Genomic DNA, 26,799 nt, shown 5'->3' on the forward strand with positions numbered 1-26,799 from the left:
ACATGTCCAACATGACCCCGCGCGAGATCGTGCATGAACTCAACCGCCACATCATTGGTCAGGACGATGCCAAGCGCTCCGTAGCGATCGCACTGCGTAACCGCTGGCGCCGCATGCAGCTGGATGCCGAGCTGCGCCCGGAAGTGACGCCGAAGAATATTCTGATGATCGGCCCGACCGGTGTCGGCAAGACCGAGATCGCTCGACGCCTGGCCAAGCTGGCCAACGCGCCCTTCATCAAGGTGGAAGCGACCAAGTTCACCGAAGTCGGCTATGTCGGCCGTGACGTGGAAACCATCGTCCGCGACCTGGTGGAAATGGCGGTGAAAATGGTGCGTGAGCAGGCGATGGAGCAGGTCCGTTTCCGCGCCGAGGAAGCCGCCGAGGAACGCATCCTCGATGCCCTGCTGCCGCCGGCGCGCCCCATCGGCTTCGACAATGCCGAAGAGCCGACCAAGACCGACACAGCCACCCGCCAGATCTTCCGCAAGAAGCTGCGTGAAGGTCAGCTGGATGACAAGGAGATCGACGTCGAAGTCTCCCAGCAACCGATGGGCGTCGAGATCATGGCCCCTCCGGGCATGGAAGAGATGACCAACCAGCTGCAGAGCATGTTCTCCAACCTGGGCCAGGACCGCAAGAAATCCCAGCGCCTCAAGGTGAAGGAAGCGTTCAAGCTGCTCACCGACGAGGAAGCGGCGGCACTGGTGAAGGACGACGAGACCAAGCAGAAAGCGGTCGACCTGGTGGAACAGAACGGCATCGTCTTCCTCGACGAGATTGACAAGGTATGCAAGCGCGGCGACAACAACGGTGGCGGCGACGTCTCCCGTGAAGGCGTACAGCGCGACCTGCTGCCGCTGATCGAGGGCTGCACCGTCAACACCAAGTATGGCATGGTCAAGACCGACCATATTCTGTTCATCGCATCCGGCGCCTTCCACCTGGCCCGTCCGTCCGACCTGATCCCGGAACTGCAGGGGCGCCTGCCGATCCGCGTCGAGCTGAACGCGCTGACACCGAACGACTTCCGCCGCATTCTGACCGAACCCAAGGCATCGCTGACCGAGCAGTACAAGGCGCTGCTGGCCACCGAAGGCGTCAACGTGGAGTTTACCGAAGACGGTATTGCCCGCATCGCCGAGCTGGCCTACGAGGTCAACGAACAGACCGAGAACATCGGTGCCCGTCGCCTGCACACCATGATGGAACGCCTGCTGGACGAGCTGTCCTTTATGGCGTCCGACAAGTCCGGCGAGACGGTGCAGGTCGATGCCGACTACGTCAATGCCCAGCTGGATGAACTCAGCCATGATGAGGATCTGAGCCACTATATTCTCTAACAACCTGTTCAGCCTTCAATTACCGGGGCAAGCAACTTGCCCCGGTTTCTACGGAGCCCCACCATGAACACCTCGGTTCCCCTGCCCTCCGATATCAAGCTGCACCTGAAGTCCCGCACCCTGGAACTGATCTATGCCGACGGCACGTTCGAGCTGACTGCCGAATTCCTGCGCGTGCATTCACCGTCCGCCGAGGTGCGTGGCCACGGTATTGGTAACGGCGTACTGCAAACCGGCAAGCAGCATGTCGGCATCAAGGGTGTTGAGCCCGCGGGCAACTACGCCTTGAAGATCATCTTTGATGACGGTCACGACTCTGGCCTCTACACTTGGGAATACCTGCACGATCTGGCGCATAATCAGGCGCAGTACTGGCAGCGCTACCTGGACCAGCTCGAGGCGGCCGGTGCCAGCCGCGACAACGGCCTGATCGCCCGCGGCTGACAGGCACCATCGCGGCAATCCTGCGTATGCAGGTGCGACAAATGCGGGGGCGCAGAGTAGAATGCCCCCAACCAGATCAACAGTCGGACAGAGAACCATGTCAGAGCAGAACGAGAAGAAAACCACTCACTTCGGCTACCAGGACGTCCCGGTCGAGGAGAAGGTCAAACGCGTCGCCGATGTTTTCCACTCGGTGGCGGGCAAATACGATCTGATGAATGACCTCATGTCCGGCGGCATCCACCGCCTGTGGAAGCGAATCACCATCGACCAGAGCGGCGTACGCCGCGGTCACAAGGTACTCGATATCGCCGGCGGTACCGGCGACCTGACACGCAAGTTCTCGCGTATGGTCGGCCCCGAAGGCAAGGTGATCCTGGCCGATATCAACGATTCCATGCTCAAGGTGGGCCGCGACAAGCTGCTCAACTCCGGCGTCGCCGGCAATGTCGAGTACGTCCAGGCCAACGCCGAATGCCTGCCGTTCGAGGACAACACCTTCGACGTCATCACCATCGCCTTCGGTCTGCGCAATGTCACCGACCAGAACGCCGCCATCGCCTCCATGCTGCGTGTACTCAAGCCCGGCGGCAAACTGATGATCCTGGAGTTCTCCAAGACCGACAACCCGGCGCTGACCAAGCTGTACGACTTCTACTCATTCAACATTCTGCCGCAGATGGGCAAGGTGATCGCCGGCGATGCCGACAGCTACCGCTACCTGGCCGAGTCGATCCGCAAGCACCCCGACCAGGAAACCCTGAAGGGGATGATGGAAGCCGCCGGCTTCGTCAACTGCCGCTACCAGAACATGACCGGCGGCATCGTCGCCCTGCATACCGGCATCAAACCCTGAGCAGTCCTGAACCAGTCTGAGAACAGCACTGAACCCGGATACAGGAGCACCGCCATGGCCACCGGAATGATCAATGCCACCCTGCTGACGCTGGCCGAGGAGAGTCTCAACCGCATACTGACGCGGGATCCGGTGACCCTGTCCCGGCTGGGCGAACTGGCCGGACGCGAGATCCGCGTCGAGTGCTCCAGCCCGGACTGGCATCTCTACCTGCTGCCACACAACCAAGGCATCGACCTGCTGGCGGAAAGCGCCGGCGAAGCCGATGCCTGCCTTCGCGGCTCGGCCCTGAACCTGATGCGCCTGCCCATGGCCGGCAATCAGGTGCTGTTCGGACACGGTGTCACGATCGAAGGAGATAGCGGACTGGTACACCGGCTGCAGCAGATCCTGGCCGACAGTCAGGTCGACTGGGAAGCCTGGCTCGCCGACCTGATCGGCGATACCGCCGCCCACCCGCTGGCCAACCTGCTGCGCTCCGCCAGCCACCAACTGCGTTACGGCAGCAGCAGCCTTATCCACAGCCTGGAAGAATACCTGCACGAGGAAGCGCGACTGCTGCCAACGCAGGTCGAGATCGACATTTGGCAGGAAGAGGTCGAGGAGTTGCGCGACGCGACCGACCGACTGGAAGCGCGTATCGTACGACTGGAGCACAAGCAGACCCGTAACGACTGAAACGGGTCCGCTTACGGGATCAGAACGGCTTGACCACCACGAAGATCAGGATCGGAATGAAGATCAGCAACGGCAACTCGTTGTAGAGGCGGAAATAGCGTCCGCTGCGACTGAGTTCTCCGCGCTGCATCTGTTTCAGATAGGCCCGGCACCAGACGTGGTAGCCGATCAGCAGAGCAACAAACAGCAGTTTGGCATGGATCCACTTGCCCGGGCTGTCGAACCAGTACCCCAGCCAGAGCCAGAACCCCAGCCCCAGCGTAAACACCGCCATGATGGTCATAAAGCCGTAGAGCTTGCGCGCCATGACCTCCAGACGCGCCACGTCCTGACCGGCCTCCCGGCCTTCCACGTAGTGCACGAAGATTCGCGGCAGGTAAAAGATCCCCGCCATCCAGCTGGTCATCGCCAGGATGTGCAGCATTTTGAACCAGAGCATCAAAGTCTCCTTGTCGGCACTCGCCGTGCCTTAGTCATCCATTTTCTGTTTGGCCGCTTAGAGCACCGAGGTGTCGACTCTGAGCAGGTCGACCAGTTCCACGCGCAGCTGATCGCCGGGCTGCACCGGGCCGACGCCGGCCGGTGTACCGGTCAATACCACGTCACCCGGCTCCAGCGTGAACCACTGGCTGGCATAGGCCAACAATTTGAGCACCGGAGTTAACATCTGCGCCGAGTTGCCGTCCTGACGTACCTCGTCGTTCACGGTCAGGCGGATCTGCACATCGGTCAGATCATTGACCGAGGCCGGTGACAGGAAGACCGACAGTGGACAGGCACCATCGAAGCACTTGGACTTCTCCCAGGGCTGCCCCTTCTGTTTCAGCTGGTCCTGCACCTCCCGCAGGGTCATGTCCAGCCCCAGGCCGATACCGGCGATGGCATGCATCGCCTTCTGTTCATTGGCATTGCGCAGGGTTTCACCGATCAGAATGGCCATCTCGGTCTCGAAATGAACCGCGCCCTTGTCGGTGGGAATGCGGAACGGATGCTCCATCGACACCACGGAGGTGGCAGGCTTGATGAACAGGATCGGCTCTTTGGGGATGGGATTATTGAGCTCCAGGGCGTGATCGGCATAGTTGCGGCCGATGCAGACCACCTTGCCCAGCGGCAGCTCCAGATCACGGCCATCGGCCGCACGGTGTTGATAACTCATCGCAAGCGTCTCCTGACAACAGATTCTGTCCACAGTCTAACAGATCAGGTCAAAACCGCGTTCAACTGCCGCTGCTGCAAACGGTACAGGCAGAGGCTCAGCGCCAACGTCACACCCAGCACCAGCAGTGAGCCGATCACCACACCGCTCCAGGCCTGCCACTGCCAGAAAGGGTGCAGATAGAAGCCGCCGGTGCTGGCCCCTGTGTAGTAAAACAATAGATATAACGACGAAGCGCTGGCGCGGGCATGGTGGGCATTCTGGCTGACCCAGCTGCTGGCGCTGGAATGGGCGAAGAAAAAGCCGAAACTGTTGACCAGAAAACCGAGCAGGATCAGCCACAGCTGCGACGACAACGTCAGCAGGCTACCCAGCATCAACACCAGAATGCCCAGCGCCATGCACAGCGGCTGCGGCAGCTGCTGGCCGATCTTGCCAGAAATCGCTGAACCGAAGGTCCCCGCCAGATAGGTCAAAAACAGCATCCCCAGCAGACTGGGCGGCAGGTAGTAGGGCGCCTCGGCCAGTACAAAGGTGATGTAGCTGTACTGGTTGATGAAGATGAAGAAGTTGAAGCCGCCAATCAGGTAGGCCAGCAACAGTACCGGGTTGCGCAGATGGCTGCCCAGGTCTGCCAGCATCCGCCGCGGCTTCAGTGGCTGTGGCTTGAAATGCTGCGATGCCGGCAGCAGCAGGGCAAACACCGCCAGGCAGACCAGGCTGAGCAACGTCATCACCATGAACGCCTGCGACCACCCCAGCCAGTCGCCGACGAAGCCACCGATCAGGCGACCGCTGATCCCGCCCAGACTGTTGCCGCCGATATAGAGCCCCACGGCCAGCAGCATCGCCGGGCGCTCGAACTCATCGCCCATCCAGGCGATGGCGATCGCTGGTAGTCCGGCCAGCAGTACACCCTGCAAGGCGCGTAGCAGCAGCACGCCGGCATAGCTGTCGGTAAAGGAAAGCAGCAAGGTGATCAGGGTCGCACCGGACATGGTCAACAGCATGATCGAGCGCCGCCCCAGTGCATCGGACAGGGGCCCCCAGATCAGCAGCGACAGCCCCAGGGTCAGGGTGGTAACGGTAAAGGTCCAGCCCGCCTGCAGTGCCGACACATCAAACGTCTGCGCCAGCATCGGCAACAGTGGCTGAGTGATATAGACATTGGAAAAGATCATGAATGAGCCCAGACACAGAGCCAGGGTGGCACGCCAGAAGGCGGCACTGCCGGAAGTAATCATGGTGTCGACCTGAATGAAGCAATCGGAAACATCAGTGGCGAGACAATAACAGCCGGACTAAAATCATTAAAATATATAGTTTTTATTTAACCCATAACGATTATTGATATGGATCTGCGCAACCTGCGTTACTTCCTCACCGTGGCCGAACAGGGCGGCTTTACCGCCGCCGCCGAGCAGCTGCATATCGCCCAGCCCGCCGTAAGCATGGCAATCCGCAAACTGGAGCAGCAGCTGGACCTGCCCCTGTTCGACCGCCAGGGCAAACAGGTTCGGTTGACCGATGAGGGCGAGGTACTACTACGTCATGCTCGCACCATTCTGCAGGCGGCAGATGACGCCGAGCGGGAGATGCGAGAACTGCACACCCTTGAACGTGGCGAAGTCCGCGTCGGCATCCCCAGCATGCTCGGGTCCTATTACTTTCCCCCCATTCTGATGGCCTTCCATCACCGCTATCCCGGCATCCGCCTGGAGGTGGTGGAAGCCGGCACGCGCAAACTGCAGCAGATGATCCACCGCGGCGAAATCGATATGGGCGTGATTGTCACCGACATACCGCCGGAGGATCTGGAAACCCAGTGTTTTCTGCACGATCAGATGATGGCGATCCTGCCCGCCGATCACCCACAGGCCGAAGCTGACAGCATGGACTACGAAGCCTTCTTCGCCGAGGAGCTGGTGCTGTTCAAGGAGGGCTATTTCCACCGTGAAGTAATCGACCGCATCAGCCAGGAAGCCGGCCTGCCCCCACGCATCAGCTTTGAAGCCAATCTGATCCCACTGATCAAGCAGATTGTCAGCCACGGCTATGGCATCACCACCTTGTTGAAAATGGTGGTGGCCGATGACCCTTCCCTGGTCGCCATCCCCTTCACTCAGCCGGTCTGGCTCAAGCTGTCACTGGCCTGGCGCAAGGGCCACCGACTGTCGCGGGCCAACCAGACCTTTGTTGACTTGGTCCTTGAGCAGGCTGCACCGATTGAGCGCAGATGACAGCCACCAGCCCGCCGGATTATGATGCGACTCCATAAATCCCGGCCTGACGGCCCTGAATCCAAGGAGAGCCCCATGCTCAGCACCAACAGCTACTTCGACGGCAAAGTCGTTTCCATCGCATTCGAAACCCCGGAAGGCCCGGCCACTTCCGGCGTCATGCTGCCGGGTGAATTCACCTTCGGCACCAGCCAGAACGAGCGCATGATCGTTACGGCGGGCCAGCTGACTGTCCGCCTGCCGGGCAGCGAAGAGTGGACCGCTTTCCCCGCCGGTACCGAGTTCAACATCACCGCCGGTGACTCCTTTGACGTCCAGATCGAAACCCCGACCGCCTACCTGTGCTACTACAGCTAAGGCAAGCCTGATCTCTCCGGGGCTGACCCCACCTCAGCCCTGATATTCGCTTGTGTTCAAGTCGAGCTGAATATTTTTCCGCACTGCAACCAAGTGTCGCCACAAACAAGCCATCGACTTTGTGCTACACTTGCGCCTCAAATTTTCCCTTGGCTGGACGACTTCCCCGCCCAGCTGCAGCATGAGTCGCAGAAGATGAGCAAAACTACTTCTCTGGATAAGAGCAAGATCAAGATTCTGTTGCTGGAAGGCGTGCACCAGTCCGCGATCGACACGCTGAACGCGCAGGGCTACACCAACATTGAATTCCATACCGGTTCTCTGCCGGAAGAGGAGCTGATCGAAAAGATTCGTGACGTTCACTTCATCGGCATCCGCTCCCGTACCCAGCTGACCCGTCAGGTGTTCGCAGCGGCGGAAAAACTGGTCGCTGTTGGCTGTTTCTGCATCGGCACCAACCAGGTCGACCTGCTGGCCGCCACCGAAAGCGGCATCGCGGTGTTCAACGCACCCTACTCCAACACCCGCTCCGTGGCCGAGCTGGTACTGGCTGAAGCGATCATCCTGCTGCGCGGCGTGGCGGAGAAGAACGCTAAGGCTCATCGTGGCGAATGGCAGAAGAGCGCCAAGAATTCCTACGAAATCCGTGGCAAGAAGCTGGGTATCGTCGGCTACGGCAGCATCGGCTCCCAGCTGAGCGTGCTGGCCGAAGGCCTGGGCATGGACGTCTACTTCTACGACGTCGTCACCAAGCTGCCGCTGGGTAATGCCAAGCAGGTCAGTTCCATGCCGGAACTGCTGGGCATGTGTGACATTATCAGCCTGCACGTCCCGGAAACCGCTGCCACCAAGGACATGATGGGCCAGGCTCAGTTCGAGCAGATCAAGCAGGACGCCATCTTCATCAACGCCGCCCGCGGTACCGTGGTCGACATCGATGCCCTGTGCGAAGCACTGAAAGCCGGCAAACTGCTGGGCGCCGCCATCGACGTATTCCCGGTCGAGCCGCGCACCAACAACGACGAGTTCATCAGCCCGCTGCGTGAATTCGACAACGTTATCCTGACCCCGCACGTGGGCGGTTCCACCATGGAAGCCCAGGAGAACATCGGTTACGAAGTGGCCGAGAAGCTGGTCAAGTACAGCGACAACGGTTCTTCCATCACCTCCGTTAACTTCCCGGAAGTGGCGCTGCCGGAACACCCGAACAAGCACCGTCTGCTGCATGTACACGAGAACATCCCGGGTGTGCTCACCCAGATCAACACCGTGTTCTCCGAAAACGGCATCAACATCTCCGGTCAGTACCTGCAGACCAACGACAAGGTTGGCTACGTAGTGATCGACGTGGATGCGGACTACTCCGAACTGGCGCTGGAAAAGCTGAAGCTGGTCAACGGCACCATCCGCTGCCGTCGCCTGTTCTGATCAGGCGCCAGTACAGCTCCCTGCCTGCGGGGTGCTATTGATACCCAAAACCCCGGTCGATATACCGGGGTTTTGTTTTTACAGAGTTGTGCCCAGGCAGAGCGGGGCAGGAGTCGAGGCAATAGCCTCTTCAAAGTCATAGCGTTCGGGCTCTCGGGAGCAGCCGACCAAGACGACAACCACCAGCAACAGCGAACCCAGACGGACAGCCCAATGATTACGCATACTCACTGCTCCCCACTGAACCAGCTCTTGATCGGCGGCATTTCTTCACGCTGAAAACCGTCCGGCAGCGGGATCACCCCCTGATCCACAAAATCCGTGGTCTGGTAAACGTACGGATAGGGGTCTCCTTCCACTTCCTGCCCCTGTGCGCCTGCAATCAACGTAGCCTGGAAGTCCTTGCTGAAGTCTCGCCACTCACAGGACATGCAGGAAGCCGTCCATAACACCTTGGCTTCCCCTGCCCCGGAAAGGCCTACAATTAACGTATGCAGATAATCCGACCGAGGATACTGGCGATACCAGCGCGCGACTTGCTGCGCCATGTCTTCCGGCAGGGTCAGATGGATCTCGTAGAATGTCTGATTGCGGTGGGAAAACCAGCGGGCGAAAACCTTCTGCGGGGCTTCTCGCGGGTTGCTGATCACGGAAACTTTTCCTGTTGGCGGTACACTTTCATAGCCACTGTCGATGGCGCCAGCGCCTACTCTCCAGCGGTCGTCAAATACCACCTTTTCCCCCCAAATGGGCCAACCTTGAGGGCCACCGGCAACAGCCACGCCAAAGTCATAGCGTTCAGGCTCTCGGGAACAGCCGACCAAGACGACAACCACCAGCAACAGCGAACCCAAACGGACTGCCCAATCATTCCGCATGCTCACTGCTCCTCACTGAACCAGCTCTTGATCGGCGGCATTTCTTCACGCTGAAAACCGTCCGGCAGCGGGATCACGCCTTCATCCACATAATCCGTGGTCTGGTAAACGTACGGATAGGGGTCTCCCTCCACTTCCTGTCCCCGTGCACCTTCAATCAACGTAGTCAGGAAGTCTTGACTGAAGTCTCCCCATTCACAGGACAGGCAGGATGCCCGCCACAGCACCTTGGCTTCCCCGGTGCCGGAAAGGCCTACAACAAATTTATGCAGATAATCCGGCCGCGGATACTGCCGGTACCAGCGCGCGACTTGCTGCGCCATATCGTCCGGCAGGGCCAGATGGATCTCGTAGAATGTCTGAGTGCGGTAGGAAAACCAGCGGGCGAATATTGTCTGCGGGGGTGGTTTGGGACTCATACGAGCCACAGGACCTGTCGGCGGGGTATTCTCATAGCCACTGTCAATAGCTCCCACCGGTACCCCCCAGCGATCATCGAAATGCACATCTTCTACCCAAACAGGCCAGCCCTTGGGGCCACCGGCAACAGCCACGCCAAAGTCATAGCGTTCAGGCTCTCGGGAACAGCCGACCAAGACGACAACCACCAGCAACAGCGAACCCAAACGGACTGCCCAATCATTCCGCATACTCACTGCTCCCCACTGAACCAGCTCTTGATCGGCGGCATTTCTTCACGCTGAAAACCGTCCGGCAGCGGGATCACGCCCTGATCCACAAAATCCGTGGTCTGGTAAACGTACGGATAGGGGTCTCCCTCCACTTCCTGCCCCTGTGCGCCTGCAATCAACGTAGCCTGGAAGTCCTTGCTGAAGTCTCGCCACTCACAGGACATGCAGGAAGCCGTCCATAACACCTTGGCTTCCCCTGCGCCGGAAAGGCCTACAATTAACGTATGCAGATAATCCGACCGAGGATACTGGCGATACCAGCGCGCGACTTGCTGCGCCATATCGTCCGGCAGGGTCAGATGGATCTCGTAGAACGTCTGGGTGCGGTAGGAAAACCAGCGGGCAAATATTGTCTGCGGGGCTTTTCGCGGGTTGCTGAGCACGGAAACTTTTCCTTTTGGTGGCACTCTTTCATAGCCACTGTCGATGGCGCCAGCGCCTACTCTCCAGTGATCATCAAATACCACCTTTTCACCCCAAATGGGCCAGCCCTTGGGGCCACCGGCAACAGCCACACCAAAGTCATAGCGTTCAGGCTCTCGGGAACAGCCGACCAAGACGACAACCACCAGCAACAGCGAACCAAGGCGTACAACCCAATCATTCCGCATGCTCACTGCTCCCCACTAAACCAGCTCTTGATCGGCGGCATTTCTTCACGCTGAAAACCGTCCGGCAGCGGGATCACGCCTTCATCCACATAATCCGTGGTCTGGTAAACGTACGGATAGGGGTCGCCCTCCACTTCCTGTCCATGTTGGAGTTCAACCAACGTAGCCAGCAAGTCCTTGCTGCGGTCCCGATCACAGGGCAAACAAAACGCTTTCCACCAGACTTTTGCTTCACCCGTCCCAGACAGCCCCACAATCAATTTATGGTTGTAGTCTCTGCGCGGATACTGTCGATACCAGCGCGCGACTCGCTGTGCCATGTCTTCCGGCAGGGTCAGATGGATCTCATAGAACGTCTGGGTGCGATAGGAAAACCAGCGGGCGAAAATCTCCTGCGGGGCTTCTCGCGGGTTGCTGATCACGGAAACTTTTCCTGTTGGCGGTACGCTTTCATAGCCACTGTCGATGGCGCCAGCGCCGACCCTCCAGCGGCCATCAAACACCACGTCTACTACCCAAACAGGCCAGCCTTTAGGGCCACCGGCAACAGCCACTGCAAAGTCATAGCGCTCGGGCTCTCGGGAACAACTTGCCAGCATCAGGATTGCCAATGACAGTGCGCCGATACACCTTGCCCAGTAATTATGCATGCCGACTGGACTCCCGTGGTTGAATCGCGCGCTCTGGTCGATTGAGGAATATTTGACGCTTGCCTCCGGGTTCGGGAGCATGGGCCAGGCTATCAATCAAACTGTCCTGGCTGTCATCCCGGTGAGACGTATGCATGTAGCCATGCAAGAAGTCGCGCGCCCTGCCCAACTCGGCACCTGCGGACCGCCAGCGACCCAGCGCCTGTGCCAGCTCATCGGGAACTGACAAATGCTTGTCAGTCGGCAGAATGCGTTTGAGAGGGACGCCTGCCTGTTCGGCAAAGCGGTACATCTCGCGAAGTGAAACGACAGCCAGCTCCTTGCGCGTGGCACGGCGCTCCTCAATGATGGCGTCAGCCCCCTGTATACGCAGGGCAATGTTGCGTGCGTCCTGCTTGTCGAGCGCTTCCGCCTGGCGCTGAGCACTACGTATCGCTTCCCCGTTCAGCCCATGCCCCGACAGGGTGCGGATGGTGAAACGCTCAAAGTTGATCAACCTTTGATGATCCGGGTTTTCATAACCGCCACCGATATCCGAGTGCACACCCGGCATGGGGATTTCGAGAAAATGGGCGGATTGGCTGTTAGTCCCATGGATGCTGGTCAGCGGAAAGTTTTGCCGGATTTCATGATATGCCGTTAGCTGTACGACCTTCTGCGCGCTCTCGGGTGACAGATTCAGGTTGAAGTCCCCATCATCATCGTTGCCGGGGGCATAAAAGCTGCCGACCGTATCGAACAGCCCGAGGAAACACACACTGGCTGTGACGCTCTGGGGAAAGGCCGGGATGGGTGCCAGTTTTGAGGGATACGACCACATCCGGGGCCAGCGGTGGATCAGATTGACGAAATGCCGGGCCAGAGCGGCACCACGGCTGAACCCAAATACATCGAAAACAACACGTTCGCACGGAGAGTCTCTAAGTGCATCCCTCACTTCCTCCACGGCATATTGCACCCGCCCATGCCCTCCTTCCGGACCAACACCCATGCTCAGTGCAAGCCAGGGCTCAGGCGCGTCGAATCCTGACACAGTCATTTCGCCTCGTGTGGTACCTACACCTTCGATGTAGATACGTTTGACTTCCTCGGACTCTCTGTACAACTCGTAGAGCTTGGCAATATTGGTAATATCCCTGTCCGGCAGCTGGATATCGTTGTACATGTTATTGCCGGTGCCATCGAAGAACAGGCCGATGCGCAAGGTCTTGCGGCGCTTGTCGTTATCCTCCAGAAAGGAAGTATCGCGGCCACCCTCAAGGCCTGCCGGGCTCACCTGACTCGCGCGCCCACCGCGCAAGCCCTCTCCTGCTTCCGCTGGCCCCAATGCGGATGCAGGAGAAAATAGCCCCTTGCCATTAGCCGGTATGTAGCGGTCACCAATATTGACGCTGCCACCGCCGATGGTGACCCCGCCACAGGAGATCGAACCTCCAGTGACAGCAGCAGGCCGGCCATTGATCAAAACGGTAGTGGAGCCGGTCGCAATGCTGCGGCCATGGGGAGGATGCTTGGGTTTGGAATGTGGCGCCAGAGGATCGCCCACACGGGCGGCCGGAATGCCATCGATCAAGACATCAGGAGAGCCTGAAATAACCGGTGTGGCCGGAAATCCATCATGGTCGGTGCCAATATCACCAACCCGTACGGCTTTTTTGCCGCTCATGCGTTGTTCCTCGTTCATCCTTGAACTGAAGCGTCAAAGGCCGACTGTGCTCCATCCATGGACACAAGGCGTCAGCCTCACTCTGTGTACCCCGAGTCTAGCAAGTTAGAACTCGCGCTGGAAAGCCTAACCGGCCACCCGGCGCAACCCTTGTGGTCGCGAATGCACCTTGAGCCGCTGACTGACCCGATCCAGCACCTCACTGCGCCAGGGCTCCGCCTCATTGACCAGATGGTGACGCGCGGCGACCAGACGCTCGATATTGGCTCGCGGCAACACCCCCGACAACACCTCCAGATTGTGCTCCCACTCCAGCGTTTGATCGTCTGTCCCCTGAATAATCAGGGCCGGCACCTGAACGGGTGCAGCAGACTCCACCTGATGCACCCACTCCAGCATGGCGCCCACCCAGCCGACATCGACGAAATTACCCTGCATGGGATCATGATGGCGCATGAAATGAACGAACTCGGCATCATTGGAGCTCTCGCTGTGCTCTCGATTAACCCGCTTGAGGCACCAGTGCAGCCAGCGGTAGCTCAGCTCGATACGGCTGTAATGACGCGGACGCACCAGCGGCGACAACAGCACCCTGTCCTGCAACAACAGGCCGCCACGCTGCCGCTCAAACGCAACCTGCAACAGGATAGCCCCGCCAGTGCTTTGCCCGATGCCGACACAGGGCATCGTCAGCTGATGTTCATGCCGTTGCAGTAGGCTGGTCAGCTGACGGGCATAGGTACGAAAGCTGTCGATGGCATAGCGTTGTCCCGATGACAGACCATGACCAGGCAGATCATAGATGAGCACATCCCAGTGCTGATCGAGCAGATGGGTAATCAGGTGGCGATACAGGCCGGCATGGTCGGTATAACCATGCACGACAACGGCCGTGCCCCGGCTATGGGCGCGACTGTAATGCTGCACCACCAGCAACGTATCACCGACCAGTTCGGTGCCGATGCTGAAGCGTGCCCTGGCCGTAACGGCATCCAGGCCATAGTAGGCCAGATATGCCTGAACCTCGGCGCTGCACAGGGTCTGCTCCCCCGGAATGAAAGTATCCAGAGAATCACGCAGTCGACAGGGGTGAAAACCCGGTACGGCTTGATCACCCGGCGGTATTATTTTTGTTCTGTTCACGGTGATGCTCCTATGCTCTGATTAGCCGGTACTGATTGTGCCTCCTCTCCATGTGCTGATATTGACAGACTGATGACAAAACGATTACTCCACCGCTGGCTGTTACTGTCTGGCTTGCTGCTGGCCTGCTCTTTAACTTTAGCTGCTTCCCCGGAAGACACCATTCAGCGGCTCGAACAGCAGCTGCAGCAGACCGAAGCGACGGATAATCAGACCGCCCTCAGGGAGCTGTATCAGAAAACCCTGAACGCACTGAAAAGCCGCCAGCAATACCAAAGCCACGCTGACGAACTGCAGCTGCTGCTCGAACGCCAGCCCGAGGAGCTGCGCCAGCAGCAGCAGGCGCTCGACCAGAACCGTGAACCAGCCCGGGATACCGGCTTTGCGAAGCTAAGCCAGCCCGACCTGGAGCAGGCCATCATCCTCAAGCGCGCGTCGTTGCTGCAGCTGGAACAGCAGCAGGAACAGCTGAATCAGCAGGTCGAACTGAACGATCAGAAGCTGCTGAGCCTGCGCGAGCAGCTGGCCGAACTGAAACAGACACCGCCGGAGCTGCCGCCTCTGCCACCGGAACAGACCGGTCGGGAATTTAACGATGCTCGCCTGCAACTCAAGAACGCCCTGCAGGAACGCCGCAGCAGTCATATCCGAGCCCTTGAACTGGAACTGCTGGCCCTGCCCGGTCAAACCGAACTGGCCAACCTTCAGCTGGAGCAGTTGCGCCTGCAACTGCAGCAGGCCAGCCTCACCCTGAAAGCGATGCTGGACCGTCGCGAGCAGCTGCAACGCGACGAACTGGAAAGCACCCTTAGCAGTCTGACCGTTCCTGACGAGACCGCCATGGAACACCCGCTGTTGTCACAATTGCTGCAACAAAACCGACGGCTCAGCGAGCAACTTCGTCAGTTGGTCGAGCAGACCAGCGAAGCCCAAAGCCACCGTACCAGCCTTGAGCGTGAACTGGATCTGATCACTCGCAGCTTCAAGACCATTCAGCAGCAACTTGAGCTGGAAAGCTACAGTGCCAGCTTCGAGTTGCGCCGTTTCACTCAGGAACTGTCACGCCCGGTGGATATCGCCACCACCCGTCAGGCGCTGAATGCCCTGCGCCTGAGCAGCCTGGAGCTCAACAGCCTGCGCCAGGCGGCCAGCAGTCCTGACGCCGCGGCGGAGTCGTTGACCGGGGAGTTACGCAGCTATCAGCAACAACTCCTGCAGAACCAGCAGACACTGCGCGACCGGCTGCAGGACAGCCGCCAGCAACTGATCAGTGAGCTGTCCCAGCTGCTGGCGGTCAAGGAACAGCTCAACGAACGCCTGCAACAGGCCCGGCGCCTGATCGAGCAGCAGCTGTTGTGGCTGCCGGTCTCACCGCCTGTCTCCTGGCAATGGCCCGGCGAGATCGCAGCCGGCCTGGAAATGCTGAAACAGAAGCTGATACCACTGCCCGCGACACCCTTGCTGGCCGAGGATGCGCACCTGAACTCATTGCTGGGTTTCGCCGCGCTGTTACTGGCCCTGTCGGTCAGCGTCTACCGCTATCAGAAGAGGAACCGACAGCGCTGGCGTCAAGACTTGGGTAACGTGGTTCACGACCGCTTCTCACGCACCCTGAGGCTACTTATTGCCGGCGCCATCGCGGCGCTGCCGATACCAACCCTGTTGTTGCTGCTGCGCAACTACAGCCTCAACCCGGACCACCCCGATCATCTGATCCTTGGTCAACTGTTACTGCTCTGGGCACTGAGCCTGCAGTTCTACGGCATGGCGCTGGTCTGGCTGCGCATCCCGGACGGACTGATGTGCGGCCACTTCGCCCTGCCCAAACCGCTGGCCAAAGTGGTACGCCGACAACTGCACCTGCTGTTCTGGGTCTCCCTGCCGCTGCTTTCGCTGCTGCTGCTGACCGACAGCTACAATGCGCTCGAACTGCAGAGCGGCCCCGGCCGTGTGCTGTTCCTGCTGCTGGTGCTGAGCCTGATCCTGTTCTGGCAGGGCTTCTGGCGCGTCAGCCATACTTTCGAGCAACTGACCCAGCATCATCGCTGGTGGTCCAACGCCCACCTGTGGATCGGGCTGATGCTCCTGTTCAACCTGGTCATGTTCGGTCTGGGACTCTGGGGCTACACCCTTACCGCCCTGTTCTTCATGCTGATCCTGCTGGTGGTGATCCTGCAGGGTGTGGGCGCGTTCATTCTGTTCAAGCTGGGACTGCGCTGGCTGCTGATCGAGGAGCGCCGCCTGGCCTTCAGCCGTGCCCGCAACCGACGCGCCGAGATCATCGCTGCCCGCGAGAACAAGGACGATACCGCTCCGCTGAAAGAAGACTACCTCGACCTGCAGACCATCTCGGATCAGTCCCGCGTGCTGCTGAAAACAGCTGTGGTCCTGCTGCTGGGCATTTCCCTGTGGCTGACGCTGGGTGATTTCCTGCCAACCCTTCAGGTACTCGAGAGTGTGCAACTCTGGAGCAGCCTGGTGATGAGCGGCGATCAGGAAATTCTCACCCATGTCACCCTGCGAGATCTGGTGGTGGGAGGCCTGATCGTCTGGCTCAGCCTGCTGGCGGCCAAAAACCTGCCGGGCCTGCTGGAGCTGCTCGCCCTGCGCCACCTGGACCTGTCGCCCGGTACCGGCTACGCGATCACCACCCTGCTCAAGTACTCGCTGATTCTTCTCGGCGTGATGATCGCCATCGGTCAGTTCGGCGTACAGTGGAGCAAGCTGCAATGGCTGGTGGCAGCCCTGGGTGTGGGGCTGGGCTTCGGTTTGCAGGAGATCGTGGCAAACTTTGTCTCCGGCCTGATCATCCTGTTCGAGAAACCGGTCCGCATCGGTGACACCGTCACGCTGGGGAACGTGACCGGCACGGTCTCGCGCATCCAGATCAGGGCGACCACCATTACCGACTGGGACCGCAAGGAAGTGATCATCCCCAACAAGACCTTTATTACTGAACAACTGATAAACTGGTCGCTCAGTGACGCCACCACCCGTGTCGTCATCACCGTGGGCGTGGCCTACGGCAGTGATGTGGAACTCGCCGAACAGCTGCTGCTGCAGGCCGCCAGGGAGAACGCCCGCGTGCTCGATGATCCTGCACCGGATGCCTACTTCCGACAGTTTGCCGACAGCACCCTGAATATCGACCTGCGTATCTTCGTCAGCAACATGGCGGACCGGATACCGGTCACCGACGAGCTGAACAAGGCGATCAACCGGCTGTTTAATGAGCACGACATCGAGATTGCCTACCCTCAACTCGATATCCATCTGCATCGCGCAAAGCCGTGAAAGACCAAACATTGATCAAAAGGAGCTATTGATGAACGAACCCTCACCCCAGACGCTGGAAACTGTCGGCGAGTCCGGTAACGCCAAGATTGTCTACATCCTCTACCTGGTAGGCCTGGTGGTCGGTATCACCAGTATCATCGGCGTCGTCATGGCGTATATCTACAAGGGTGATGCGCCGAACTGGCTCAAGGACCACTACCGCTGGCAGATCCGTACCTTCTGGATCGGCGTCCTCTACAGCCTTATTGGCCTGATCACTTCACTGATTCTGGTAGGCTACCTGATCCTGCTGTTTGTGCTGGTTTGGTACATCGTCCGCTGCATCAAGGGCCTGCAGTGCCTGGACAAGCGCCAGCCGCTGCCCGACTCAGGCAGCTGGTTGTTCTAAAATTACGACAAGCCGACGATTCTGTTTAACCCGTGCACAAGGGGCCGCCCAGCGGCCCTTTTGCTTGTAAAAAAACAACCTAAAATTCACGAAAAACTGTCAACACACAGCGATCTTTCACGAAAACACCACCATCGACCCACTTTCTCATACTTTAGGCGCATACGCGGGACAGGCGAAAAAAAATGCGCTATTTTCGCAATGCACAATCCTTTGATGGACAGATTTCCAGTTGTTCTTCGCCGTATCTGAAGGACAACGATCATAAAAATTGAGGCAAGAAGATGAGCCAACGGGTACAGGTCGGTGGCCTGCAGGTCGCCAAAGAGCTTTACGATTTCATCAATAACGAAGCACTGCCGGGCACCGGCGTCGACGTGGAGCAGTTCTGGAACCGCTTCGACAGCATCGTGCACGACCTCGCACCGCGTAACCGTGAGCTGCTGGCAAAGCGTGATGCCATTCAGGCACAGATCGACGCCTGGCACCGTGATAACCGCGGCACCTTCAACTTCGACAGCTACAAGTCTTTCCTGCAGGAAATCGGCTACCTGCTGCCGGAAGGTGAAGACTTCACAGCTACCACCGAGAATGTGGATCCGGAAATGGCCACCATGGCCGGTCCTCAGCTTGTGGTACCGGTGATGAACGCCCGTTATGCACTGAACGCGGCCAATGCGCGCTGGGGCAGCCTGTACGACGCGCTCTATGGTACTGATGCCATCTCCGAAGAAAACGGCGCCGAGAAAGGCAAGGGCTACAACCCGGCCCGTGGCGCCAAGGTCATCGCCTTCGGTCGCGACTTCCTCGACGAAAGCGCTCCGCTGGCAGGTGCGTCCCACAAGGACTCTGCCGGTTACAGCATCCAGAACGGTCAGCTCTGCGTCGCCCTGCGTGACGGTGGCGAAACCGGCCTGGCAGCCCCGTCTCAGCTGGCCGGCTATACCGGCAGTGCCAGCAACCCGACCGCCATCCTGCTCAAGCACAACGGTCTGCATTTCGAGATCCAGATCGACCGTGACAGCCAGATTGGCAAGTCCGACGCGGCCGGCGTCAAGGACATCCTGATGGAAGCGGCACTGACCACCATCATGGACTGCGAAGACTCCGTTGCGGCGGTAGATGCCGCAGACAAGGTCCTGGCCTACAGCAACTGGCTGGGCCTGATGAAGGGCACCCTGACTGAAGAGATCAGCAAGGGCGACCAGACCTTCATCCGCAGCATGAACCCGGACCGCGAATACACCGCACCGAACGGCGACAGCCTGACCCTGAAGGGCCGCAGCCTGATGTTCGTGCGTAACGTGGGTCACCTGATGACCAACCCGGCGATCATCGACCGTGACGGCAACGAGATCCCCGAAGGCATTATGGATGGCGTGGTCACGACTCTGATCTCGCTGCATGACTTGCAGGGCAACGGCAAGTTCCGCAACGCCACCACCGGCTCCACCTACATCGTGAAGCCGAAGATGCACGGTCCGGAAGAGGTCACCTTCGCCAACGAACTGTTCGGCCGCATTGAAGATGCCCTCGACCTGCCCCGCTTCACCATGAAGATGGGCATCATGGACGAAGAACGCCGGACCACCGTTAACCTGAAAGAGTGCATCCGTGCCGCCAAGGAGCGCGTGGTGTTCATCAACACCGGCTTCCTCGACCGTACAGGTGACGAGATCCACACTTCCATGGAAGCCGGCCCGATGATCCGCAAGGGCGACATGAAGGGCGCCGCCTGGATCAAGGCCTACGAAGACTGGAACGTGGATACCGGCCTGGCCTGTGGCCTCAGCGGTCGCGCCCAGATCGGCAAGGGCATGTGGGCGATGCCGGACCTGATGGCCAGCATGCTGGAACAGAAGATCGGCCACCCGCTGTCCGGCGCCAACACCGCCTGGGTTCCGTCACCGACGGCGGCAGCGCTGCACGCACTGCACTACCACAAGGTGGATGTGTTTGCCCGTCAGCAGGAGCTGAAAAACCGCGAACGCGCCAGCCTGGACGACATCCTGACCATCCCGGTGGCGCAGAACCCGAACTGGAGCGCCGAAGAGATCCAGCAGGAGCTGGACAACAACGCCCAGGGCATCCTCGGCTACGTGGTACGCTGGGTCGACCAGGGTGTCGGCTGCTCCAAGGTGCCGGATATCAACGATGTCGGCCTGATGGAAGACCGCGCTACCCTGCGTATCTCCAGTCAGCACATCGCCAACTGGCTGCACCACGGCATCTGCACCGAGGAGCAGGTGATGGAAACGCTTCAGCGCATGGCCGCCGTGGTGGACCGTCAGAATGCCGGTGATGCTTCCTACCAGCCGATGGCACCGAACTTCGATGACAGCATCGCCTTCCAGGCGGCCTGTGAACTGGTCATCAAGGGCTGCGAGCAGCCGAGCGGCTACACCGAGCCGGTACTGCACCGTCGTCGTCTGGAGCTGAAGGCCAAGCTGGCCGGCTGATCCGGACCGGATAGCGACTGAAACCAAAAGCCCCGCGGGCCAACGCCTGCGGGGCTTTTATGTTCAAGACCGAGCGGTTGTTACCGGCCTAGTCTCTGAACTTGTCGTGACAGGCCTTACAGCTCTGCGCCAGACGTCCCAGCAGAGGCCTCAGGTCATCCCGCTCCTGCCCCTCGACAGTCGCCTGCTGCAGTGCCCGGCTGCGCACCTGCATCTCGGACATCAGTTCATCAAACCTGTCGCGAGCCTCCCAGATACGATAGGACGCCCGTGTCTTAGCGGCTTCACCGCGGGGGCTTGTCAGTACAAAGCCTTCCGGCAGGATATGCCCCAGCATCGCGATACGCTCCGCCCGGCGCGCAAAATCAGCCTCATCAAAGGCGACACGCCCCTGCACCATGGCCGCCATTCGGGACAGGTTCCACTCCATCGCCCGGTAGACGCCCTGGCGGTACTCAATCGCCGCATCCACTTCACTTTCAGCGGCGACAAGAGGGGCAGACAGGCTCAGTAACGCGCCCAGCAGCATGGCTTGAATCTTCATCCTCGTCTCCTCAAATCGCACGATCGAAATACAACTCAACACCACCGATTTCGGCCACTTCCTGCAGCCACCGCCTCAGGCGAGGCGGGAACGCCAAATCCTTAACCAGCGTGAGATACTGCAGCGGCGGGAAATTCATCACATCGTTCCAGCTCAGGGTGTTACCCTGCTCGGAGGGTAACGTCAGCGGCGGCAGCTCGTTCAGCACCCGTTCGATCACCGCCTTGTGCTCCTCGGTCTCGGCCAGCGCCTGCTCGAAACTGCAGCCCAGCAGCGCTTCCTTCTTGCCACGAAAATACTCCCGCGCCGACTCGGTGGCGAAGGTTGCCATCCCGATCCGGGTGACACGCGGGAAGCTCAGCGCCTGGCTGTGCGCCTGCACCGGCTGTAGCCACGGCTGGATCGCCTCGCTCAACTGCAGCGGGCGGATCTTCCGATCCGGTTCTCCCAAATCATCCAGCAATCTGGCGATATCCATACTCTCGCCGATCGCCACTCCCTGATGTTCAAAAATCGGCACCATTTTCTTGCCGATCAGGCGACGGCAGCTTTCCTCATCGTCATTGAGCAGCACCACCTGTTCCAGGTCGGATACCCGCTTGTAGTGGGCCACCAGCTGGACACGGACGCAGAAAGGACAGTGATCGTAGATATACAGTCGGGACACAGAAACCTCCGCGCAGCAACAAAAAGCGCTATCCTGACAGCATCACTCGGTGAAGCCAATGCCTGTGCTGTCACCTCATGACGTCGCACTGCCCCCCCCTTCGCGCGAGTGCCTCAACCTGAATGGAGCAGTGTCTTGGCTGAAATCTGCATTTTTCCGATTCCCGGCTGCGTCACCTTTCCGGGCACAGTGTTCCCGCTGCACGTGTTCGAGCCCCGTTACCGGGAGATGATTCACCACTGCCTGGACACCGGCATGCCGGTGGCGATCTGCCACACCCGCAAGGAGATCAGCCCGGGCAAACACCCTGAAAGCCTTGAAGAAGCGCTCAGCTCCAATCAGGCGACCTATCAACCCTACGATGTGTTCAGTGCCGGTCGCTGCGAACTGGTGGACAGCCTGGATGACGGCCGCATGGTACTCAGGGTTCATATTGAACAGCGCTACCGACGTGAGCGGGAGATCCAACTGCTGCCCTATCAGATATATGACTGCAGCCCTTTTCCAGATCGCGAGCCCACCAACGAAGAACAGCATGACAACGCCCTGCTGCGGGACAAGATCCTCCATCGGCTGCAGGCACTGTCACACCCGGATCAAGCCGCCCAGCAGACGATTAGTCAGATGGTAGAGTCCCCTGAATGGCAGGCCCGATCGGACGGCGAGTTCAGCATGGCACTGTTTGGCGTTATCCGTTTCGATCCGGAGATTCTGCAGTCACTGCTGGAGATGGACTCGGCCCATCAGCGACTGCAGCACACGCTGGACCTGCTGAATACGGTCAACTAGATCCATCCCAGCGCCTGCCACCAGAGATAATCCAGCGGCAACAGCACCACTACCGTCAGCACGGCCAGAATCAGGCACAGTCTTGCCGCATGACCGATGGATACCCCCGCCAGCGGCATCGCCATCATCAGCGGCACCGACTGGTAGGTGAACACCACGGTGGAGAAGCCGAACACCTGCGTCATCAACACCGCTTCCAGACTGAAACCGGTCATCTGGCTGATCTGCTCCGCCAGCGGCGTCAGCGTGGCCGGTACGCCGGCCAGAGTCGCGACCACCCCGATCAGCATCGCCGCCAGCGACAGCGAGAAGAAATTGACCGCATCGCGGCCCGGCTCCAGCGGCAACCAGTTCAGAACCCGCTCGCCCACCACTTGGCTGACCTGGCTGTAGTTGATCAGGCTGGCAATGCCGAGCAGGCCCGCCACCACCAGTATCGAGCTGATATTAACCTTCTCGTTGAAACTCTTCGGTGACACCATGCCCACCCCCGGCAACAGCAGCAGGGTTGCGGCCGCCAGCCCAATCCAGGCCGCCGAAATATGATGCACGGAATCGGTCAGCCAGAACCCCAGCGTCGTCAGCATGATCAGCATCAGGCGACTTTCTCTGAAGCTGAAACCGCCATTGCGGCTGATCGGCGTAGCCCGCTGCGGGGTGTCCGGATAGAGTTTCAGAATGATCAGAATCAACAACACCGCCTTGAGCGCCCCCAGTACCGGGAAGTGCAGCAACAGGTACTCGGCAAACATCGGCGTCCAGCCATGAATGCTTTCGGCCGAGCCGATCATGATCATGTTCGGGATATTGGCCGGCAGGATGGCAAAGGTGGGCAGGTGACAGCCAAACGCCGCCGCCAGCACCACCCCATGCTGGCCATTGCTGCCCTTGGCAAAGCCGCAATGTTCGGCAATCGCCAGTGCAATGGGAATGAACAGCACCACTCGTCCCACTGACGAGGGCATGACAAAGCCCAGCAGCACCCCCATAAGTACGATACCGGTGATCAGGCGGGCATAACTGCTGTCCAGATAGCGGCTAAAACGGTTGGAGACACGTTGCGCCAGCCCGGTCTCGGCGATGGCGATACCAATCACCAGTCCAGAGAAGATCAGCCAGCAGGCGGTCGAGGTCAGTCCGGAGAACACCACCTCGGCCGGCGCCAGCGAGAGCAGCATCGCCAGCACCAGCACCACCAGCGCACTGACGAACTCCGGCAGCGCACCGGTAGCAAAGAGCACCATACCCGCCATGATCAGCAGTGCCGACAACTGCTGCTTGCCGGTAAACAGCTCCGCTGCTGGCGTGAACAACAGCAGCGACGACAGCAGCGGAATCAACATCAGCGCAACGAGCTGCGAGCGTTTCAGTGGAATCGTCATAATACCCCCGAATAACTGGATACTGGGACACCTCTAAAACCTGCTGCGCGCTTCATAGGCTGCGTTGCGCGGTGCTCGGAATCCTCATGTATAACTAATACATTGCGGTTCCTGCGCTCCGTGCGCCTTGCCTCTAAATCGCTCGCTACGGTTTTTTGTGGGCCCCGCTGGTTATTCTGCCAAAGGCCGGTTAAGGTTTAAGTCGACAAAATGACAATCAATGTTGAATACCGGACATCATGGCCGCGCCCTCCATCCCTGCACGCAAGCGCTTCCGTTCAAAACTGGGCCTGAGACTGGATCCGGCGTTGCCGATCCTCGGCCTGCACGACCTGATCCTGACCGACTTCGAATTCGATTTTCACTGCCACCCGCGGGGTCAGCTCGCCTATGCCTCTTCCGGCGTGATCAAGGTCTATACCGACAGCGGCAGCTGGATTGTGCCGCCGTCACAGGCCGTATGGATACCGGGTGATATGCAACACTCGGTGAACCCGGAAGTGACCTCGGAAATCCGTCACCTGTTTGTCGATCCTTCCTGCCTGCACCGTTTGCCGGATCAGTGCAGCGTGGTTGAGGTGTCGCCACTGCTGCGTGAACTGATCCTGCGCGTCGCCGACTTCGGCGACGACTATCCGCCACAGAGTCCTGCCAGCCGTCTCTGCGAAGTCATCCTTGACGAGCTTCAGGCTCTGGAACCTTCGCAACTGCATCTGCCGGTTTCCGATGACCGACGCCTCAAGCGCGTGATGCAGGGCATGATCGACCACCCTGCAGCCGACACCAGCCTTGCCGACTGGGCCGCCCGAGTCGGTGCCAGCGAACGCACGCTGCGTCGGTTATTTCTCAAAGAGACAGGGATGACCTTCCAGCGGTGGCGCCGCCAGCTGTTGCTGCATGAGGCAGTCGACCGGCTGGGACGGGGCGAATCGGTGATGGCTGTGGCGCTGGAACTGGGCTACAACAGCCCCAGCGCCTTTGTCGCGATGTTCAGGAAGGCACTGGGCAAATCGCCGGGGCAGTATTTTCGGACACTGACTTGATCAGGCCTTGTGATGATCCGGGGCGAGCAGCTCGACACGGTTTCGGCCTGAATTCTTGGCCATATACAAGGCATTATCGATGCGCGCAAACAACTGCTCGATGCTGTCACCCTGCTGATATTCGGTCACGCCAAAGCTGCAGGTAAGCCTCAGCCCCGGGATCATTTCCTGTTCACTGACCAGCTGCCGCAACTTGTTTGCTACGCTGAGCGCCCCGTCGAGCGGGACATCAGGAAAAATCAGCACAAACTCCTCTCCACCCCAGCGCGCAAAGACATCAATGTCACGAATATGGGCAGCTACCAGGGCGGTCAGGTTTTGCAGTACGCCATCGCCGGCTTTATGTCCGCGGGTATCATTGACCTGTTTGAAATGATCAATATCGAATATCGCCAACGAAAGCGAGTGGTGATAGCGGTCCGCCCGGGACTTCTCCTTGCTCAGTTCCTCTTCGAACTTCTTTCGGTTGGCGATCCCGGTCAGCGGATCCGTATTGGAGATGTGCTCGATCTGGGCAATGTTGTCCTGCAGCTCGGCATTGCGCTTCTCAAGCTCCTCCGCCTTCTTCCGCAGGCGCTTTTCCAGAGTCACATTGCCCGCCTTGAGCAACCGGTTCTGTTCGATCAGCTCCATTTGAGCCACTTTGCGCGCATGGATATCCTGATGGGCGCCAACGATTCGCGCGACATGCCCGTCAGGGTCACGCGCCACCGTCAGGGCACGGTCCGTAATCCACAGGTAGCTGCCGTCAGCCTTTTTGCAGCGATACTCGATGCAGTACTCATCAATCTGGCCGCCGGTGTAAAGCTCGAAGTTGCGCATGACGCGGGCATAGTCCTCCGGATGGATGACGTTTTCCCAGGTGAAGACATCCTTCTTGAACGTGCCAACCTCATAGCCCAGCATCCGGTACCAGCCGGGGCTGCGCAATACTTCCCCGGTGTTACTGTTCCAGTCCCAGGTGCCTTCGACGATCAGGTCCAGGATGGTGTTCAAGGTATTGTCGGCATCCTCGAGACTGCTGTGCCGGTAGGTGATGACTGGTTGCAGTGTTTTCATGGGCATCTGAAACCCGTATCTGAACAAGCTGGAAGTCGGGGGCTATAAAAGCATCGTCCATACGGGGTCACCAGGCAACTCGAAAAAACGCCTCACTCACCTTTTATGGTCGCCCCACTGCCTGTAAATCGCCCTGTAACCCCCGCAACAGGCGACAGTCGTCACCCACACCAACCGCAGTCCAGCAGACGGGCCAAACCACATCATCGGGGTACCAGCCCCTCCAATGTAATCTCATAGTGTTGCTCACCCGCGTAGTAACGCACGCCGAATCGGGTCGGGTAATGGACTTTCTGAACATAAACCTCGGGCTGCTTAACCTTTACAAACATCTCAGGCCGGGAGCGTAGATACTCCAGCGACACCATCGGCTCCATAAAAATCATCCTGCCATCGTAATAGCCGTAGATGAAGGTATAGGTGAAAGGCTTCTGGTTGAATTCGTCACTGGAAGGGTCGATTGCATGCGCGCCCATTTTGGCCACTTCGGTTCCCGGCGGCAGCACATAGTCGGCGGGCATTTCATTAGCCGGCGGAACCGTGTGGGCGATCGCCAAGTCCTCACCAGTCGCCGTAATCCCCTCTCTCAGGTGCTCGTCCACCATGTAGAAGTGGAAATCGAAGTGCGGCACATCATAGACCCCTTCCGGGATATGCCCCCGAGGGTTCCAGTCCAGGGTAACATGGTCATATCCCGTGCCCTTGGCCTCGGTTGGCAGATGAAGGGTATATTCCTTCGCCCCGTGTGGCGGATCCCCCTCTGCCGGCAACCCGGAAAGAGCGGCCTCACTCATGCGGATACCCAGTGTCTGCGCCTGTCCCCGCGCATCCAGGGTTACAAAAGTCGCTGCCTGCCCCTGCCCGATAGCCACCGGTGGCCCGAGATAGGTTCCAGCCAAAACATCCTGCTGCGCTTGCATCGCACAACCGGACAGGGTTATTAAAAAAACGGTTAACAGGCCGAACCGGGGGCGCTTCAGCCAATAGGAAAACAGTAGAGACATGGGGCACCCCCTTGTACTCTGT

General features: G+C 59.2%; 27 protein-coding genes. 12 read left to right on the forward strand and 15 right to left on the reverse strand.

Annotated features, from left to right (window positions below):
* Window positions 1–2 precede the first annotated feature (2 nt).
* From hslU to ABD013_RS13325, 4 genes are all read left to right on the forward strand, one after another.
* On the forward strand, window positions 3–1,343 hold the full coding sequence (gene hslU / locus ABD013_RS13310; protein ID WP_343806670.1) for an ATP-dependent protease ATPase subunit HslU: 1,341 nt from the start codon (window positions 3–5) through the stop codon (window positions 1,341–1,343).
* Between the two features lie 63 nt (window positions 1,344–1,406).
* Window positions 1,407–1,787 (forward strand): gamma-butyrobetaine hydroxylase family protein, encoded by a 381-nt coding sequence (locus ABD013_RS13315; protein WP_343806672.1) that lies wholly within the window; start codon window positions 1,407–1,409, stop codon window positions 1,785–1,787.
* A 97-nt stretch (window positions 1,788–1,884) separates the two neighbouring features.
* Window positions 1,885–2,643 (forward strand): bifunctional demethylmenaquinone methyltransferase/2-methoxy-6-polyprenyl-1,4-benzoquinol methylase UbiE, encoded by a 759-nt coding sequence (ubiE, locus tag ABD013_RS13320; RefSeq protein WP_343806674.1) that lies wholly within the window; start codon window positions 1,885–1,887, stop codon window positions 2,641–2,643.
* A 54-nt stretch (window positions 2,644–2,697) separates the two neighbouring features.
* Complete coding sequence (locus ABD013_RS13325) at window positions 2,698–3,321, forward strand: ubiquinone biosynthesis accessory factor UbiJ (RefSeq protein WP_343806677.1); 624 nt, start codon at window positions 2,698–2,700, stop codon at window positions 3,319–3,321.
* A gap of 19 nt (window positions 3,322–3,340) precedes the next feature.
* Here the strand turns inward: ABD013_RS13325 and ABD013_RS13330 are convergent, their stop codons facing one another.
* Genes ABD013_RS13330 through ABD013_RS13340 form a run of 3 tightly spaced genes read right to left on the reverse strand, consistent with a single transcriptional unit; the run spans window position 3,341 to window position 5,724 of the window.
* Window positions 3,341–3,760, reverse strand: coding sequence for a CopD family protein (locus ABD013_RS13330; protein ID WP_343806680.1), 420 nt, complete (start codon window positions 3,758–3,760; stop codon window positions 3,341–3,343).
* 57 nt (window positions 3,761–3,817) lie between these two features.
* Window positions 3,818–4,480, reverse strand: a complete 663-nt coding sequence (locus tag ABD013_RS13335) for a fumarylacetoacetate hydrolase family protein (protein ID WP_343806683.1) — start codon at window positions 4,478–4,480, stop codon at window positions 3,818–3,820.
* A 44-nt stretch (window positions 4,481–4,524) separates the two neighbouring features.
* Window positions 4,525–5,724 (reverse strand): MFS transporter, encoded by a 1,200-nt coding sequence (locus ABD013_RS13340; RefSeq protein ID WP_343806686.1) that lies wholly within the window; start codon window positions 5,722–5,724, stop codon window positions 4,525–4,527.
* 108 nt (window positions 5,725–5,832) lie between these two features.
* Between ABD013_RS13340 and ABD013_RS13345 the strand changes: the two genes are divergently transcribed.
* The 3 genes from ABD013_RS13345 to serA all read left to right on the forward strand — a co-directional run bounded on the left by ABD013_RS13345 (window position 5,833) and on the right by serA (window position 8,505).
* The gene (locus ABD013_RS13345; RefSeq protein ID WP_343806689.1) at window positions 5,833–6,720 is read left to right on the forward strand and encodes a LysR family transcriptional regulator; all 888 of its coding nucleotides are present in this window, start codon (window positions 5,833–5,835) and stop codon (window positions 6,718–6,720) included.
* Between the two features lie 75 nt (window positions 6,721–6,795).
* Window positions 6,796–7,077 carry a pyrimidine/purine nucleoside phosphorylase gene (ppnP, locus tag ABD013_RS13350; RefSeq protein WP_343806692.1) on the forward strand — a complete coding sequence of 94 codons (282 nt, stop codon included), beginning with the start codon at window positions 6,796–6,798 and terminating at the stop codon, window positions 7,075–7,077.
* A gap of 195 nt (window positions 7,078–7,272) precedes the next feature.
* The gene (serA, locus tag ABD013_RS13355; RefSeq protein WP_343806695.1) at window positions 7,273–8,505 is read left to right on the forward strand and encodes a phosphoglycerate dehydrogenase; all 1,233 of its coding nucleotides are present in this window, start codon (window positions 7,273–7,275) and stop codon (window positions 8,503–8,505) included.
* Window positions 8,506–8,583: 78 nt separating this feature from the next.
* Here the strand turns inward: serA and ABD013_RS13360 are convergent, their stop codons facing one another.
* The 7 genes from ABD013_RS13360 to ABD013_RS13390 all read right to left on the reverse strand — a co-directional run bounded on the left by ABD013_RS13360 (window position 8,584) and on the right by ABD013_RS13390 (window position 14,145).
* On the reverse strand, window positions 8,584–8,730 hold the full coding sequence (locus ABD013_RS13360) for a hypothetical protein (protein ID WP_343806698.1): 147 nt from the start codon (window positions 8,728–8,730) through the stop codon (window positions 8,584–8,586).
* A 2-nt stretch (window positions 8,731–8,732) separates the two neighbouring features.
* Window positions 8,733–9,383 (reverse strand): DUF2931 family protein, encoded by a 651-nt coding sequence (locus tag ABD013_RS13365; RefSeq protein WP_343806701.1) that lies wholly within the window; start codon window positions 9,381–9,383, stop codon window positions 8,733–8,735.
* A 2-nt stretch (window positions 9,384–9,385) separates the two neighbouring features.
* Entirely contained in the window at window positions 9,386–10,033 is a 648-nt protein-coding gene (locus ABD013_RS13370) for a DUF2931 family protein (protein ID WP_343806704.1), read from the reverse strand.
* 2 nt (window positions 10,034–10,035) lie between these two features.
* Window positions 10,036–10,686 carry a DUF2931 family protein gene (locus tag ABD013_RS13375; protein WP_343806706.1) on the reverse strand — a complete coding sequence of 217 codons (651 nt, stop codon included), beginning with the start codon at window positions 10,684–10,686 and terminating at the stop codon, window positions 10,036–10,038.
* Between the two features lie 2 nt (window positions 10,687–10,688).
* Window positions 10,689–11,336 (reverse strand): DUF2931 family protein, encoded by a 648-nt coding sequence (locus ABD013_RS13380; RefSeq protein WP_343806709.1) that lies wholly within the window; start codon window positions 11,334–11,336, stop codon window positions 10,689–10,691.
* Window positions 11,329–13,002, reverse strand: a complete 1,674-nt coding sequence (locus ABD013_RS13385; RefSeq protein ID WP_343806712.1) for a type VI secretion system PAAR protein — start codon at window positions 13,000–13,002, stop codon at window positions 11,329–11,331. Before ABD013_RS13385 ends, ABD013_RS13380 begins: the two co-directional genes overlap by 8 nt.
* Before the next feature lie 126 nt (window positions 13,003–13,128).
* Complete coding sequence (locus ABD013_RS13390) at window positions 13,129–14,145, reverse strand: alpha/beta hydrolase (RefSeq protein WP_343806715.1); 1,017 nt, start codon at window positions 14,143–14,145, stop codon at window positions 13,129–13,131.
* 72 nt (window positions 14,146–14,217) lie between these two features.
* Here ABD013_RS13390 and ABD013_RS13395 point away from each other — a divergent pair, with 72 nt between their 5' ends.
* The 3 genes from ABD013_RS13395 (at window position 14,218) to ABD013_RS13405 (ending at window position 20,289) form a co-directional block, all read left to right on the forward strand.
* Window positions 14,218–17,439 (forward strand): mechanosensitive ion channel domain-containing protein, encoded by a 3,222-nt coding sequence (locus ABD013_RS13395; protein ID WP_343806718.1) that lies wholly within the window; start codon window positions 14,218–14,220, stop codon window positions 17,437–17,439.
* A gap of 31 nt (window positions 17,440–17,470) precedes the next feature.
* Entirely contained in the window at window positions 17,471–17,830 is a 360-nt protein-coding gene (locus ABD013_RS13400) for a DUF4870 family protein (protein ID WP_343806721.1), read from the forward strand.
* Window positions 17,831–18,114: 284 nt separating this feature from the next.
* Window positions 18,115–20,289 (forward strand): malate synthase G, encoded by a 2,175-nt coding sequence (locus ABD013_RS13405; RefSeq protein WP_343806724.1) that lies wholly within the window; start codon window positions 18,115–18,117, stop codon window positions 20,287–20,289.
* An 88-nt stretch (window positions 20,290–20,377) separates the two neighbouring features.
* Here the strand turns inward: ABD013_RS13405 and ABD013_RS13410 are convergent, their stop codons facing one another.
* Together ABD013_RS13410 and grxB are read right to left on the reverse strand one after the other, a co-directional pair.
* Window positions 20,378–20,833 (reverse strand): c-type cytochrome, encoded by a 456-nt coding sequence (locus tag ABD013_RS13410; protein ID WP_343806727.1) that lies wholly within the window; start codon window positions 20,831–20,833, stop codon window positions 20,378–20,380.
* A 10-nt stretch (window positions 20,834–20,843) separates the two neighbouring features.
* Window positions 20,844–21,500 (reverse strand): glutaredoxin 2, encoded by a 657-nt coding sequence (grxB, locus tag ABD013_RS13415; protein WP_343806729.1) that lies wholly within the window; start codon window positions 21,498–21,500, stop codon window positions 20,844–20,846.
* Between the two features lie 135 nt (window positions 21,501–21,635).
* Here grxB and ABD013_RS13420 point away from each other — a divergent pair, with 135 nt between their 5' ends.
* On the forward strand, window positions 21,636–22,289 hold the full coding sequence (locus ABD013_RS13420; RefSeq protein ID WP_343806732.1) for an LON peptidase substrate-binding domain-containing protein: 654 nt from the start codon (window positions 21,636–21,638) through the stop codon (window positions 22,287–22,289).
* Here ABD013_RS13420 and ABD013_RS13425 read toward each other — a convergent pair.
* Window positions 22,286–23,671, reverse strand: coding sequence for an SLC13 family permease (locus ABD013_RS13425; protein ID WP_343806735.1), 1,386 nt, complete (start codon window positions 23,669–23,671; stop codon window positions 22,286–22,288). The two genes, ABD013_RS13420 and ABD013_RS13425, sit on opposite strands and share 4 nt — an antisense overlap.
* Window positions 23,672–23,910: 239 nt before the next feature.
* Here ABD013_RS13425 and ABD013_RS13430 point away from each other — a divergent pair, with 239 nt between their 5' ends.
* Window positions 23,911–24,714 carry an AraC family transcriptional regulator gene (locus ABD013_RS13430; protein WP_343806738.1) on the forward strand — a complete coding sequence of 268 codons (804 nt, stop codon included), beginning with the start codon at window positions 23,911–23,913 and terminating at the stop codon, window positions 24,712–24,714.
* Here the strand turns inward: ABD013_RS13430 and ABD013_RS13435 are convergent, their stop codons facing one another.
* Together ABD013_RS13435 and ABD013_RS13440 are read right to left on the reverse strand one after the other, a co-directional pair.
* Window positions 24,715–25,773 carry a sensor domain-containing diguanylate cyclase gene (locus ABD013_RS13435; protein WP_343806741.1) on the reverse strand — a complete coding sequence of 353 codons (1,059 nt, stop codon included), beginning with the start codon at window positions 25,771–25,773 and terminating at the stop codon, window positions 24,715–24,717.
* Between the two features lie 203 nt (window positions 25,774–25,976).
* Window positions 25,977–26,777 (reverse strand): DUF5602 domain-containing protein, encoded by an 801-nt coding sequence (locus tag ABD013_RS13440; RefSeq protein WP_343806744.1) that lies wholly within the window; start codon window positions 26,775–26,777, stop codon window positions 25,977–25,979.
* Window positions 26,778–26,799: the final 22 nt, after the last annotated feature.

This window comes from Marinobacterium maritimum, assembly GCF_039523155.1.
Taxonomy (GTDB): domain Bacteria; phylum Pseudomonadota; class Gammaproteobacteria; order Pseudomonadales; family Balneatricaceae; genus Marinobacterium; species Marinobacterium maritimum.